Below are 14,357 nucleotides of genomic sequence, written 5' to 3' on the forward strand. Positions count from 1 at the left end.
GCCGACGGCGGGCGAGCGTCCCGTCCCCGGAAATTTGCCCGTCCCGTCACTGCGCCGTTGTGCCCTGCCCCGCCGGCGATGCTATGAAGGGGCATGAGCGCCGACACCCCCGACATGCCTGACCTGATGCACCCCGGCGATGACGGGCCGGGCTTCGACCTTGGGCCCGCGCCGCGCGTGCCGGCCGTGGTGCCGGCCGTGGTGCCGGCCACGGCGATGCCCTATCGCGTGCTCGCCCGCAAATACCGGCCGCAGACCTTCGCCGATCTGATCGGCCAGGAGGCGATGGTCCGCACGCTGAGCAACGCCTTCACCTCCGGGCGCATCGCGCAGGCCTATATCCTCACCGGCGTGCGCGGCGTCGGCAAGACCACCACCGCCCGCATCCTCGCCCGCGCGCTCAATTACGAGCCGGCCGACGGCCCGGTGGGCGGCGGGCAGCCGACGCTCGACATGCCGGTGCTCGGCCGCCACTGCCGCGACATCATCGAGAGCCGCCATGTCGACGTGCAGGAGATGGACGCCGCCTCCAATACCGGCATCGGCGATATCCGCGAGATCATCGAGGCGGCGCGCTACAAGCCGGTGCTGGCGCGCTACAAGGTCTTCATCATCGACGAAGTGCACATGCTCTCCACGGCGGCCTTCAACGGCCTGCTGAAGACGCTGGAAGAGCCGCCCGAGCATGTGAAGTTCATCTTCGCCACCACCGAAATCCGCAAGGTGCCGGTCACGGTGCTCTCGCGCACCCAGCGCTTCGATCTGCGCCGGGTCGAGGCCGGCACGCTGGCGCGCCACCTTCACGGCATCTGCACGGCGGAGGGCGTGAACATCGACGCCGAGGCGCTGAGCCTCATCGCCCGCGCGGCGGAAGGCTCGGTGCGCGACGCGCTCTCGCTGCTCGACCAGGCGATCGCCCATTCCGGCAGCCAGTCCTCCGGCGGCATGGTGCATGGCGAGCAGGTGCGGGCGCTGCTCGGCCTCGCCGATCGCGGCAGGGTCATCGACCTGTTCGAGGCGCTGATGAAGGGCGACATCGCCCAGGCGCTGACCGAGCTGCGCGAGCAGTATGATTCCGGCGCCGACCCGGCAGTGGTGATCGCCGATCTCGCCGAGTTCACCCATCTCGTCACCCGGATGAAGATCCTCCCCGAAACCGCCGACGATGCCGCCTTGGTCGAAGCCGAGCGCCTGCGCGGGCGGGACTTCGCGCGCGGCCTGTCGATGCGGGTGCTCTCGCGCGCCTGGCAGATGCTGACCAAGGGGCTCGCCGAGGTGCAGCAGGCGGCCAAGCCGATGCAGGCGGCGGAGATGGTGCTGGTGCGCCTCGCTTATGCAAGCGACCTGCCGACCCCGGACGAGGCGCTGCGCCGGCTGCGCGACGGCGCGCCCGAGCCGGCCGGCCGGCCGTCCGGCGGCGGCGGCGGAATGGGCGGCGGCTCCGGTGGCGCCTCGGCGATGGCGGCGACCGCCCCGCGCAGCTATGCCGCGCCGAACCCCGCCCCCTCGGCCGCCCCAAGCGCGGCGAGCCATCTCTCGGTGGCCTCGCGCAGCGCGCCGCGCCCGGCCGCGCCGTCGCAGTCGCCCGCCGAGGCGCCCACGCCCGCCCCGGGCGTCGGCGTCGCGACCTTCGAGGATCTCGTGGCGCTGGCCGCCGCCCGGCGCGATCTCCGGCTCAAATTCGCGCTGGAAAACCATCTGCGCCTGGTCGGCTTCGAGGATGGAAGGCTGGAAGTGGCGCTGGCGCCGGGCGGCTCGCCCAATCTGATCCAGGAACTGCAGTCGAAGATTTCCGAATGGACGGGAAAGCGGTGGCTGGTCGCGCTGTCGCGCGAGGAGGGCGAGCCCACCCTGGCCGAGAGGGCCGCCGCCCAGCGCGACGCGATGATGACCGGCGTGCGCGCCGACCCGCTGGTGGCGGCGGCGCTGGCCCGTTTCCCCGGCGCCTCGATCGTCGATGTGCGCTCGCTGGCAACGGAAGAGCCCGCCGGGGGTTTCACCACCGATACCAACGACGCCGATCTGATGGCCGCCCGCGACGACGGGCCGGGCGCGGACGACGAGATCGAATTCTGACACAGGAGTCCCGGATGAAAGACCTTCTCGGCATCATGTCCAAGGTGAAGGAGATGCAGTCCAAGATGGAGCAGCTCCAGGCGGAACTGGAGGCCATCGAGGTCGAAGGCGCGGCCGGCGGCGGCATGGTCACGGTGCGCCTCTCCGCCAAGGGCGCGCTGAAGGCGATCCATGTCGACCCCAGCCTGCTGAACCACGAGGAAGCGGAAATCCTCGAAGACCTGATCGTCGCCGCCCATGCCGATGCCCGCGCCAAGGGCGAGCGCATCGTGCAGGAAAAGACCCAGGCGATCACCGCCGGCCTGCCGATCCCGCCCGGCATTAAGCTGTTCTGAGAGACGGGCGCCGCGCCCCGCCGCCCCCTCTCCCCGACGGGGAGAGGGTTGGGGTGAGGGGGCCGCCTGTTGCGCCGGGCCCGCCCGCTCCCCTTACCCGCCGCTGCGCGGCGACCTCTCCCCCACGGGGAGAGCTAAAGAAATCTCGGCCGCCAGACAGGCCTGCCGCCTGCCGTCATCCCGGCCAAGCGAAGCCCGGCGCCGCTCAGCGCTTCATCGCCCCTTCGGCGATGCCCATCACCGCCGCCGCGATGGCGTCCACCTGCGCCGTCAGCGGGCCGCGCAGCCGGCCATAGAGCGCGAACACCGCCGGCTGCACCACGCAGCCCAGCGCCATGGCGCTGGCGAGCGCGGTGCGTTCGGGCGGCACGCCGGCGCCGCGCAGCAAGTGCGCCACCGCCTCCACCACATTGGCCTCCGGCGCGTCCGGCACCAGGCCCAGATGCTCGTGCTGGTGGATGAGCAGATAGGCGAACAGCGCCGGCTCGGCATCAAACAGCCCGCAGGCCAGCCCCACCACCGCCCGCAGCTTTGCCCGCAGTTCCGGCTCGTCGGCGTCGATGGCGCAGATCTCGGCCGCCAGCGCCCCGTAGCGGGTGAGGTAGAGCACCCGCGCCAGTTCCTCCTTCGAGGCGAAATGCCGGTAGAGCGCGCCCTCGCTCACCCCCACGCCCAGCGCGATGTCGCGCACCGAGGTGCCGGCCACGCCCTTCTGCGCGAACAGCTCCAGCGCCACCGCCTCGATGCGCGCGCGCGTGTCCGCGCCATCGCGGCCGCGACGGGCCGGCGCGGCGGGACGCGGGGCCGAACTCATGCCCCCTCTCCCGCGCCGCCGCCGCGCGCGGCCAGCATTTCCAGCGCGATGGTGCGCGCCTTGGTGAAGTCGACCTTGCCCGAGCCGAGCAGCGGCAGCTCGTCCATGCGCAGGATCTCGGCCGGGACCATCAGCTCGGTCACGCCGCGCTCGCGGACATGGGCCTGCAGGGCGGCGCGGGCGAGGTCGGGGGCCGTGGTCATCAGGATGATGCGCTCGCCACGCCGCGCATCCGGCACCGCCACCGCGACATGCTCGGCATCGGGCCGCAGCGCCGCGACCATGGCGTCGATGGCGGCCAGCGAGATCATCTCGCCGGCGATCTTGGCGAAGCGCTTCACCCGGCCGCGAATGGCGACGAAGCCCTCCTCATCGAAGGTGACGATGTCGCCGGTGTCGTACCAGCCCATTTCAGGCGCCTCGATCACGCCGGGCTTCTCGGCGCGGAGATAGCCGAGCATGACGTTCGGCCCGCGCACCTGCAGCCGGCCGCCCTCCTCAATGCCGGCCATGGTCTCCAGCCGGTGGTGGACGCCCGGCACCATCCGCCCCACCGTGCCGACGCGGTTGAACATCGGCGTGTTCACCGCCAGCACCGGCGCGCATTCGGTGACGCCGTAGCCCTCCAGGATGCGGTGGCCGAACTTCTCCATCCACACCCGGCGCGTCTCTGCCTTCACCGGCTCGGCCCCCGCCACCACGAAGCGCAGCGAGCGGAAATCATAGGGGTTGGCGGTGCGGGCATAGCCCATGAGGAAGGTGTCGGTGCCGACAATGGCGGTGGCGTTCGTCGCGTAGACCAGCTCCGGGATGATCCGGTAGTGCAGCGGCGAGGGGTAGAGATAGGTCTTCAGCCCCGACACCATTGGCAGCACCAGCCCGCCGGTGAGGCCGAAGGAATGGAAAAACGGGCAGCACGTTGAACATGATGTCGGCGGGCGAGAAGTCGATCCGCGCCGCCACCTGCGCCACATTGGTCAGGATATTGCGGTGGGAGAGCACCACGCCCTTGGGCGTGCCTTCCGAGCCCGAGGTGAATAGCACGAAGGCCGGATCGTCGGGATCGGCGGGCTTCGGCGCCGGCAGCGGCAGCATCGCCCTTATCTTGTCCGGCGTGGTGACGGAGGCGCGGATATCCTCGCTCATCAGCACCCGCACATGTTTTTCGAGCTCGGCCACCTCCGCCTCCAGCCGCGCCTTCTCGACGAAGGCGCGCGAGGCGACCACCAGCTTCACCTCCGCCGCCTTGCAGGCGAGGACGAGATTGGTCGCCCCGGCGGTGTAGTTCAGCATGACCGGCACGCGGCCATGGCGGCAGAGGCCCAGCAGCACCACGGCGATGCCGGCGGCGTTGGGCAGCAGCACGCCGACCTTCTCGCCCGGCGCGGTTTCCTTCGCCAGCTTGTCGCCGAGGATCTTCGCCCCGAGCAGCAGCTTGCGGTAGGACAGGATGGTGCCGAGCGGGTCCTCCAGCACGATGCGCTTCATGCCGAGCCGCACCGCCGCGTCTTCCACCGCCTGATAGACGGTGACGTTGGTGTGGCTGGTCTCGAAGACGAGATCGCTCATCACGTCATAGAGCGCCGCCCCGGCCGCGCGCCGGCGCTTGCGGCCGAACAGCTCCTTGTCGACCTTGAGCTTGCGCGGCGGCAGGATGGTGACGCGCACCTTGGGGAACAGCCGCTTGCGGGTCTGGTGGCCGTCGAGGCGGGAGAAATAGGTCTGCTCCAGCCCCTCGATCCGCACCGGCACCACGGAGGCGTCCGCCTTGTCGGCGATCAGCGCCGAGCCGTCATAGATCTTCATGATCGAGCCGGTGACGGTGATCCGCCCCTCGGGAAAGATCACCAATTGCTCGCCCTGCTGTACCTGGCGGATCAGGTCGCGGGTCGCCATCGGCTTGGTCGGGTCGAGCGGGAAGGCGCGCACCAGCTTGAGGAACGGCTTCACCCACCAGGCCTCCGCTATGGCGCGGTCGACGGCGAAGACGGGATCATTGTCGAGCAGCGCCATGATGAGCGGCGCGTCGAGGAAGCTGACATGGTTGATGGCGATCACCGAGCCGGGGCCGGCGGCCTTCAGATGCTCGGCTCCCGTCACCTCGACCCGGAACAGCACCCGGAACACCAGCTTGATCAGGTCGCGCAGCACCTGGCCCTGGAAGGCCCGGCCGGCGAGCACCGCCACCAGCAAGGTCGACGCGCCGATCAGCCCCAGCAGCGCGGGAGCGCCGAAGCCGGCGAATTGCAGCCCGGCGACGACCACCGCGCCGGCCACCATGAAGGCGGCGTTCAGCACATTATTGCCGGCGATCACCCGGGCGCGGCGGTCCTCGTCGGCGGCCGCCTGCACGAAGGCGAAGGTCGGCACCACGAAGGCGCCGCCGGCGGCGGCGAGGCCGATCAGCCCGATGGCGGCATGCACGCCCGGGCCGGAGGTGAGGAAGTCGTACCAGCCGATCGGCTGCGTGGCCGGCGTCAGCGACGCCATCATGAAGGCGAGGTCGAGGGCGAAGACGCCCATCAGCAGGCCGGCGGCCGGCACCAGCGCCATCAATATGTGCCCTTCCGACAGCTTGGCGGCCAGGGTCGAGCCGATGGCGACGCCGATGGTGAACAGCACCAGGAACAGCGTGACCACGCTTTCCACCCCGCCGACATTCTCCTTCACCAGCGTCGGCAGCAGCGAGAGCACCACCGCGCCGACCAGCCAGAACCAGGAGACGATCAGCGCCCCGCGCCAGATCGGCTTCTCGGCACGGATATCGGCCAGCAGCGTCATCGTGCTGCGCCAGATATTGCGGTCGATCTTGAGGTCGGGCGCGCCCGGCAGGGTGCGCGGAATGCCCCGCGCCGACAGCCAGGCGATCACCGCCAGCACGAAGGTGAAGCCGGCCACCGCCCATTCCCCGGTATGGGTGAAGGCCAGCGCCCCGCCCACCGTGCCGCCGAGAATGGCGGCAAACGTCGCCATCTCGATCAGCGCATTGCCGGAGACCAGTTCGTCCTTGGTGAGGTGGTCGGGCAGGATGCCGTATTTCACCGGGCCGAACAGCGCGCTCAGCGTGCCCATCAGGAACAGGCCGACGAACAGCAGCGGGATCGACTGGATGACGAAGCCGGCGCTGGCGATCAGCACGATCCAGATTTCGGCGAACTTCACCCGCCGGGCGATCAGCGACTTGTCGTAGCGGTCGGCCAGCTGGCCGCCGAGCGAGGAGAACAGGAAGAAGGGCAGGATGAAGATGCCGCCCGCCAGCGTCACCAGCGCGCCGCCATTCACATGGGCGATGCCGTAAAGGATCAGCAGCGCCATCGCGTTCTTCACGAAATTGTCGTTGAAGGCCGCGAAAAACTGGCACCAGAACAGCGGCGCGAACCGCCGGGCCGTCATCAGCCGTGTGAACATGCTCGATCCCTCACCGCATTGTCAGTGAGCGATCACTTACATAAAGCCGCAGAGGCGTCAACCTGCCTTCCGCCGCGTCCTAAATCACAGAAGCGTGCCCGCCAGCGCCGCCAGCAGCAGCGCGCCGTCATGCACGCCGAGTTGCAGCCGGGAGGGCGCGCCGGCGCCATGCAGCATCAGGGTGGTGCCGAGGCTCGCCAGCGCCCAGCCGGCCCCCACGGCGAGGAAGGCGAGGGAAATCGTCACCGCGTCATCGGCCAGCGTCACCATCAGCGCCGCGCCGATGCAGAGCGCGAGCGCCAGCAGCGCCAGCGGCGCCGCGCCGATCCACCGCGCCAGCACGCCGCCCGCCAGCGCCGGCGCGTACATCGCCACCACATGCCAGGCGACCACGCCCGAAATCAGCGGCACCCCGACGCCGCAGCCGGCGAGCGACAGCGGCGCGCCGGCCATGGCGGAGGTCATCGCCCCCCAGGCCAGCGCCCCCAGGAGGGTCGGCAGCGCGAGCGCCCGCCACGCCAGCGGCGCGGGGCGGTCCGCCGGTTCCGCCGTCGCCATCGCCTCGACGGTGAGCTCGGCATGGGAAAAGCGCGCCTCCGGCAGCGACACGGCAAAGCCCAGCGCCCCGAGCTGCGCCACCGCCGCGAGGATCAGCGTGCCGGCGAAGGTGTAGGGTGTGAACGCCGCTTCCGCCGCCCCGGCCAGCAGCGGGCCGGCAAGACCCGCCAGCGCCCCGGCCCCGAGGAGCCGCGCCACCACGCCCGCCCGCAGTCCCGCGGCGGTACCGAAGGCCGCCGCGTGGCGGTAGAACATGCCGAAGCCCTGCGCCGCGCCCAGCCACGCCGCGCCCAGCACCAGCATCGGAAAGGCGCCGAGCATCAGCGCATAGGCCGCCATCAGCCCGCCGGCGACGCCGAGGCTGGCGCCGAGCGCGAAGGCGGCGCGCCGGCCGAACGTATCGAGCAGGATGCTGGCGGGCAGGCTGGCCAGCGCCGCGCCGAGCAGCAGCGCGGCCAGCGGCAGCGCGGCAAGTTCCGGGCGCGGGGCCAGCATGGCGCCGGCCAGCGGCAGCGCGCCCAGCGTCAGCGCCTGCGCCAGCACCACAAGGGCGAAGCCGCCGGACAGCCGGCCGATGCCGAGCGCGCGGCGCAGCGCCCGCGGCGAATCCTCCGGGCAGGCGCAGCCGAGCCGGCCGGCGCGGGCGGCTTCCGCCTCGGCGTCGAAAGTGGCGCTCGCGCTCATGCCCGCGGCTCGCCGGTCAGGGCGTTGCGGTCCGGGCGCGCAGGCGCGGTCTCGCGCAGATCGTCATCGGAGAGCACGCGCACCGCTGCGCCCTCGATATCGTCATACTGGCCGCTGCGCAGCGACCAGAGAAAGGCCACCAGCCCGAGCAGGCCGAGGCTCAGCGCCGCCGGCACCAGATAAAGAAGCACGCTCATGCCGCCACCCTCCCGCCTTGCCGCGCGCCCCGCGCCTTCACGCCTGCCGGTGCAGCGGTGGCGTCCATTTGCGTGCCGCCCGCGCCGCCGCCCTGCCGCGCCCGCAGCGCATTGAGGGTGACGATGATGGAGGAACCCGACATGGCCAGCGCCGCCACCAGCGGGGTGACGTAGCCGGCCACCGCCAGCGGCACGGCGATGAGGTTGTAGATCACCGCGATCATCAGATTCTGCCGCATCAGGTGCCGCGCCTGCCGCGCCACGTTCAGCGCGGCGGCGACGGGGGCCAGCTTCTCGCCGAGGAACACCGCGTCGGCCTGCGCCCGCGTCACGTCGGCGGCGCTGATCGGCGAGAGCGAGACATGGGCGCTGGCGAGCGAGGGCGCGTCATTGATGCCGTCGCCCACCATCAGCACGCCGTGCCCCTTGGCATCGAGGCTCTCCAGCACGGCGATCTTGTCGCCCGGCCGCATCTGCGCCCACCACTCCTTGATGCCGAGCTGCGCCGCCACCGGCGCCACCGCCGCGCGGCGGTCGCCCGAGAGCAGCACGACCTTGAGCCCGGCGTCGCGCAGTTCGCCGATCACCGCGCGCGCATCGCTGCGCAGCGCCTGCCGGATTTCGAGCACGGCGCAGGCCTCGCCGAGGCGCACCGCGACCAGCGAGGCATCGGGAGCCGCCTCGGCCCGCGCCGTCGCCAGCGCCTCGCAGCCGCAAAAGGCCGGGCTGCCGAGCCGCGCCGACACGCCGTCGATCTCGGCCTCGACGCCGGCGCCCGGCACTTCGCGCACGTTGTCGAGCGGGCGCGCCTGCGGGTGCGCGGCGGCGATTGCCCGCGCCAGCGGATGGGTGCTGGCCAGCGCCAGCCGCGCCGCCACCGCCAGCAGCGGCGCCGGCACGGCAGAGGTGTCGGAGAGGCTGGGCTCGGGCAGGGTAAGCGTGCCTGTTTTGTCGAAGGCGACGGTGTCGATCTCGGCCAGCCGCTCGAAAGTGTCGCCGGAATTAATGAGAACGCCGGCCCGCATCAGCGTGCCGGCCGCCACCACCTGCACCGCCGGCACGGCCAGCGCCAGCGCGCAGGGGCAGGTGATGATGAGCACCGCGACCGCGATCAGCACCGCCTGGTGCAGCGAGGCGCCGGCGATCAGCCAGCCGACCAGCGCCAGCAGCGCCGTGGTGTGCACCATCGGCGCGTAGAGCCGGGCGGCGCGATCGGCGAGGCGGATATAACGCCCGCGCGCGGTCGAGGCCTTGTCGAGCAGGCGCTCGATCTCGTCAAGGAAGGTGTCCTCGCCCGCCGCCGTGGTGCGCAGCCGCAGCACGCCGTCATGAATGAGGCTGCCGGCATGCACCATGCCGCCGACGCCGACCGCGCGCGGCAGCGTTTCGCCCGTCACCAGGCTCTCATCCACCGCGGCGGTGCCCGACAGCACGATGCCGTCCACCGGGGCGCGCTCGCCCGCCCGCAGCATCACCTCGTCGCCCGGCTTCACCGCCGCGGCGGGCACGGTGACGAGCCGTCCATCCGGCTCAATGCGGTTGGCCGACACCGCCTTCAGCGCCGCGAGATTGCCCGCCTCCGCCCGGGTGCGCCGGCGCATGGCGTGGTCGAGATAGCGGCCGGCAAGCAGGAAGAACAGCAGCATGACCGCCGAATCGAAATAGGCGTGCTCGGCATGGTGCAGCGTCTCGAACACCGAGACACTGAGCGCCAGCAGCACGCCGAGCGTGATCGGCACGTCCATGTTGAGCGAGCGCGCCTTCAGCGCCCGCAGCGCGCTCTGGAAGAAGGGCTGGCCGGCATAGGCGGCGGCGGGCAGCGCGATCAGGGCGGAGAGCCAGTGGAAGAAGTCGCGCGTCTCCGGGGTGATGTCGGTGACATTGCCCGACCACACAGACACCGAGAGCAGCATGATGTTCATCGCCGCGAAGCCGGCGACGCCGAGGCAGCGCAGCAGATGGCGCGCGGTGGCGTTGTCGATCTCCTCCAGCCGGTCGGCCTCGAATGGCCAGGCGCGATAGCCCGCCTTCGCCAGCGCCTCCAGCACCCGCGCCGGGGCGGGTTCGGCCTGCGCGTCCCAGCCGATGGTGAGGCGGTGGGTGGTGTAGTTCAGCCGCGCCCGGGCGATGCCGGGCAGCGCCTCGCAGCCATCCTCGATTTCGTCGATGCAGGCGGCGCAGTCGATGCCCTCGACGGCGAAGGCCATCTCCGCCTGCCCGCTCGGGTCGCGGCGCAGGAACAGCGAATAGTCCTGCGCCACCGGCGCGGCGGCGGCCGGGGCCGCCGTCGCCGGGAAGGGAAGGACCTGGGTGCCCATGCGGTGTCTCCCGCCGCTACCGGATGATGACGCGGTTGGTGGAGCGGAACATCCGCTCGCCCTCGCGGGAAAGCTCGATCACCAGCTCCCATTGCCCGGAGGCCACCGTGTCGGTGGCGCGCCACTGGCCCGCGCTCACCCGCACCGGGTCGAGGGCGACGTCGAGCCGGCGATTGGTCGGGTGCTGCAGCGTCGCCGCCAGGGCGACATCGGTCAGCGGGTTGCCGTCGGCATCGCGCGCCGCGACATCGAGTCGGCCGGGCTCGATATGCGCATCCACCTGCCAGTGGCGGGCATCCTGCGCCGCCGCCGCCTCGCTCTCGGCCCGGAAGGCGAGGCCCGCCTTGTAGGAGCTTTCCGTCTCCAGCCCGCCGAAGCTCGTCACCGCCGCCCGCACGAGGAAGAAATTGGCGGTGAAGACGATACCGAAGAAGCCGATGAAGCAGGCCAACACGGTCCGGCCGGTGATCGGCCGGCCCTTGCCTTCATCAGATGCGTTGCGGCGCGCGGCCATGGTCGTCCTCCGGTTCGGTCTCAGGGGCCCTTGAAATGGTCGGGAGCGGTCGTGGTCTCGCCGCCGATCACGTCGGTGACGGAGAAGGTGACCGGCAGCGAGGCATTGGCCGGCAGCTTGGCGGAGGTGGAGACCAGCGCCCGCAGCTCATAGGTCTGGTCTGGGCCGACCTCGACCACGGGATGGCCGTTCTCGGTCTCGGAAATGCCGCCCACCACTTCCAGCCGCGCCTCCGGAACGCCCTCCACCGCGATGGCGAAGCGGCGCGGCAGCGACTGCTTGTTGACGATGCGCAGCGTGTAGGCATTGCGCAGCGACCCGTCGGAGAGCCGCACGAACAGCGGGTTGCGGTCATGGATGACAGAGACGCCTTCCGAGCCGCGCATCGCCAGCGTCGCCACCATGATGCCGCCGACGATGACGATCAGCCCGGCATAGAGCAGGGTGCGGGCGCGGAACACCTTCGCCACCGGCGCCAGCCCCTGCTGGCGGCGCTGGATGTTCATCTCGGTGTCGTAGGCGATGAGGCCCGTGGGCCGGCCGACCTTGTTCATCACCGTGTCGCAGGCATCGATGCACAGGCCGCACTGGATGCAGGCGAGCTGGCTGCCGAGCCGGATATCGACCCCGGTCGGGCAGGCGGCGACGCATTGCTTGCAGTCGATGCAGTCGCCCGAGGGCACGCCGGCGGCGCGCAGCGCCTCGCTCTTCTTGAACGAGCCGCGCGGCTCGCCGCGATCATAGCGATAGGTGACGTTGTAGGCGTATTCGTCGGTGAGCGCCGCCTGGATGCGCGGCCAGGGGCACATATAGGTGCACACCTGCTCGCGCATGTGGCCGGCCAGCACATAGGTGGTGAAGGTGAGGATAGCGATCCAGAGATAAGCGACCAGCGGCGCCGTGCCGGTGAAGAGCTGCCAGACCAGCGTCGGCGCATCGGCGAAATAGAGCACCCAGGCGCCGCCCGTCCACCACGCCACCATCAGCCACAGCGTGTGCTTGGCCACCGCCTCGAAAGCGCGCTGGCTGCGCGAGGCGGTCTTCAGCTTCTCGCGCCGCTCGCGCGGGTCGCCCTCGACCATGCGCTCGATCGCCTGGAACAGGTCTGTCCACACGGTCTGCGGGCAGAGATAGCCGCACCAGAGCCGCCCGGCGACCGCGTTCATCAGGAACAGCACCAGCGCGGCAAGGATCAGCAGGCCGGTGACGTAGTAGATTTCCTGCGGCCAGATCTCGATGAAGAAGAAATAGAACCGCCCATTGGCGAGATCGACCAGGACCGCCTGCGAGGGGGCGTTGGGCCCGCGGTCCCAGCGCAGGAAGGGCAGCAGATAGTAGATGCCCAGCGTGACGATGAGCAGGGCCCATTTGATCCGGCGGAAGGTGCCATGCACAGCGATCGGGTAGATCTTGCGCCGTGCCTCGTAAAGCGGGGCGTCGTCGTCGCCCGGCTCTTCCAGCTTTTCCACCTTGATCGCCATGTTCATGTCGGTCCCCGAAACGGTACGCGCCTGCGTGGAGGTTTTCTAAACCCGCCGGTCGCGGCCGTTGATCCGGGGCTTGCCGGGCGGAAAAATGCTTATGCGGCGGGACGTCGCTGAGACGCCCCGCCGCATGGCCTCACTCCGTCCCGCGCAGGCGTTACTTCCCGCCCCCGAGCGCATGCACATAGACGGTGAGGGCCTTGATCGTGGTCGGGTCGAGCCGGCCGCCCCAGGCGGGCATGATGCCGGCGCGGCCATTGGTGATCGAGGCGATCACGGCGTCGCGGCCCGAGCCGTAGAGCCAGATGCCGTCGGTGAGGTTCGGCGCGCCGAGCTCGATATTGCCCTTGCCGTCCGCCCCGTGGCAGGCGGCGCAATTGGCCTCGAACACCTCCTTGCCCTTGGTGAGGTCGGGCGTGACCCCGGCCGGCACCGGCAGATTGGAGAGCGAGCGCACATAATCCGCCGCCGCGATGATGTCCGGGCGCGGCAGCATGGCGTCGCGGCCGAAGGCGGGCATGTCGCCGACATGGGCGTCGGCATCGGTGGAGCGGATGCCGTGCAGCAGGGTCTGGTGGATCTGCTCCAGCGAGCCGCCCCACATCCAGTCGTCGTCATTGAGGTTGGGGTAGCCGACCGAACCGGCCGCCCCCGAGCCATGGCACGGCGCGCAATTGTCGCCGAAGGCGGCCCGGCCCTGGGCGCGGGCGAAGGACAGCAGTTCGGGGCTGGCCTCGATCTCGGCCAGCGACGCCTGCTGCAGCTTCTCGGCGAAAGCGCCGCGCTGCGTGCGCAGATCGGCGAGCTGCACCTCGACCGCGTCGCGCGACTTCCAGCCCAGCACGCCTGACGTGTAGCCGGAGACGAGCGGCCAGGCGGGATAGACCACCCAGTAGGCCACCGCCCAGACGATGCAGGCATAGAAGGTCCACAGCCACCAGCGCGGCAGCGGGTTGTTCAGTTCGCGAATGCCGTCCCACTCGTGGCCGGTCGTCGACACGCCGGTGACGGCGTCCACGTTCTTTTGATGCTCGGCCATGGTCAATCCTCGCGCAGCGGCATGCGGGCGGCGTCTTCAAACTGCTTGCTGCGCCGGGGCGAAAGCGCATAGGCGAGCACGCAGAGGAAGATGCCGACGAAGTAGAGAAGCCCCCAGGTCTGGGCGAATTCGGCGAGGGCGCGATAGGTCTCGTTCATCCCGGCCTCCTCAGCGGATGTTTGCCTTGTCGTCGTAAAGCTTGAAGTCGACCATGGTGCCGAGCGCCTGCAGATAGGCGATCAGCGCATCCGCCTCGGAGATGACCTTGGGGTTGCCGTCGAAGTCGCGCTGCTGCGCGCCGGGATAGCGTTCGGTCAGCCCGTCGCCATCGGCGTCGGGGGTGGCCTGCGCCTTCAGGTCGGCCAGCGCCTCGGCGATCATCGCTTCCGAATAGGGCACGCCGAGCACGGCGTTGACCTTCATGTCGTCGGCGATCTCGTAGGTCTTGAGCGGCGTCTGCGCCAGGAAGGGGTAGCCGGGCATGATCGAGCCCGGCACCACCGAGCGCGGATCGGCGAGGTGCTGGCGCTGCCATTCGTCGGAATATTTGTTGCCGACGCGGGCAAGGTCCGGCCCGGTGCGCTTGGAGCCCCACTGGAACGGCCGGTCATACATGCTCTCGGCCGCCAGCGAGTAGTGGCCGTAGCGCTCCACCTCGTCGCGCAGCGGGCGGATCATCTGCGAGTGGCAGTTGTAGCAGCCCTCGCGGACATAGATGTTGCGGCCCGCCAGTTCCAGCGGCGACCAGGGCCGCACGCCGGACACCTTCTCGATCGTGCTCTTGAGGTAGAACAGCGGCACGATCTCGACGAGGCCGCCAATGGCGACGACGAGCAGGATGCCGATCATCAGCCAGATCGAGTTCCGTTCGAGGAAGGCATGCTTGGCCCAGAGGGACTTTTTGGGAGCGGCGGCTTCAGCCATGATCTT

General features: G+C 70.4%; 11 protein-coding genes and 1 pseudogene. 2 read left to right on the forward strand and 10 right to left on the reverse strand.

The genetic code is table 11. From position 1 onward, the window contains the following. The first annotated feature begins 93 nt into the window (after positions 1-93). Positions 94-2,076: a DNA polymerase III subunit gamma/tau gene (locus tag BLO63_RS07720; protein WP_091438492.1), complete on the forward strand. Its 1,983-nt coding sequence runs from the start codon at positions 94-96 to the stop codon at positions 2,074-2,076. 14 nt (positions 2,077-2,090) lie between these two features. After that, positions 2,091-2,411, forward strand: a complete 321-nt coding sequence (locus BLO63_RS07725; protein ID WP_091438494.1) for a YbaB/EbfC family nucleoid-associated protein — start codon at positions 2,091-2,093, stop codon at positions 2,409-2,411. A gap of 205 nt (positions 2,412-2,616) precedes the next feature. Here the strand turns inward: BLO63_RS07725 and BLO63_RS07730 are convergent, their stop codons facing one another. From BLO63_RS07730 to ccoO, 10 genes and pseudogenes are all read right to left on the reverse strand, one after another. Then, positions 2,617-3,225 carry a TetR/AcrR family transcriptional regulator gene (locus BLO63_RS07730; protein WP_091438496.1) on the reverse strand — a complete coding sequence of 203 codons (609 nt, stop codon included), beginning with the start codon at positions 3,223-3,225 and terminating at the stop codon, positions 2,617-2,619. After that, positions 3,222-6,633: pseudogene (locus tag BLO63_RS07735) on the reverse strand (acyl-[ACP]--phospholipid O-acyltransferase). The gene BLO63_RS07730 and the pseudogene BLO63_RS07735 overlap by 4 nt, the downstream one beginning before the upstream one ends. A gap of 84 nt (positions 6,634-6,717) precedes the next feature. Next, the gene (locus BLO63_RS07740; RefSeq protein WP_091438498.1) at positions 6,718-7,875 is read right to left on the reverse strand and encodes a hypothetical protein; all 1,158 of its coding nucleotides are present in this window, start codon (positions 7,873-7,875) and stop codon (positions 6,718-6,720) included. After that, a complete protein-coding gene (ccoS, locus tag BLO63_RS07745) occupies positions 7,872-8,072 on the reverse strand; it encodes a cbb3-type cytochrome oxidase assembly protein CcoS (RefSeq protein ID WP_091438500.1) in 201 nt (66 codons plus the stop codon). Before ccoS ends, BLO63_RS07740 begins: the two co-directional genes overlap by 4 nt. Next, complete coding sequence (locus BLO63_RS07750; protein ID WP_244517723.1) at positions 8,069-10,390, reverse strand: heavy metal translocating P-type ATPase; 2,322 nt, start codon at positions 10,388-10,390, stop codon at positions 8,069-8,071. The genes ccoS and BLO63_RS07750 overlap by 4 nt, the downstream gene beginning before the upstream one ends. 16 nt (positions 10,391-10,406) lie before the next feature. Further along, positions 10,407-10,904 carry a FixH family protein gene (locus tag BLO63_RS07755; protein ID WP_091438502.1) on the reverse strand — a complete coding sequence of 166 codons (498 nt, stop codon included), beginning with the start codon at positions 10,902-10,904 and terminating at the stop codon, positions 10,407-10,409. 20 nt (positions 10,905-10,924) lie between these two features. Continuing rightward, positions 10,925-12,391, reverse strand: coding sequence for a cytochrome c oxidase accessory protein CcoG (gene ccoG / locus BLO63_RS07760; RefSeq protein ID WP_091438504.1), 1,467 nt, complete (start codon positions 12,389-12,391; stop codon positions 10,925-10,927). Positions 12,392-12,545: 154 nt separating this feature from the next. Next, entirely contained in the window at positions 12,546-13,427 is an 882-nt protein-coding gene (ccoP, locus tag BLO63_RS07765; RefSeq protein WP_091438505.1) for a cytochrome-c oxidase, cbb3-type subunit III, read from the reverse strand. 2 nt (positions 13,428-13,429) lie between these two features. After that, entirely contained in the window at positions 13,430-13,585 is a 156-nt protein-coding gene (locus BLO63_RS07770) for a cbb3-type cytochrome c oxidase subunit 3 (RefSeq protein WP_091438507.1), read from the reverse strand. A 10-nt stretch (positions 13,586-13,595) separates the two neighbouring features. Further along, positions 13,596-14,351, reverse strand: a complete 756-nt coding sequence (gene ccoO, locus BLO63_RS07775; protein WP_091438509.1) for a cytochrome-c oxidase, cbb3-type subunit II — start codon at positions 14,349-14,351, stop codon at positions 13,596-13,598. Positions 14,352-14,357 lie beyond the last annotated feature (6 nt).

Origin of the sequence: Ancylobacter rudongensis (assembly GCF_900100155.1) — a bacterium.
Lineage (GTDB): Bacteria > Pseudomonadota > Alphaproteobacteria > Rhizobiales > Xanthobacteraceae > Ancylobacter > Ancylobacter rudongensis.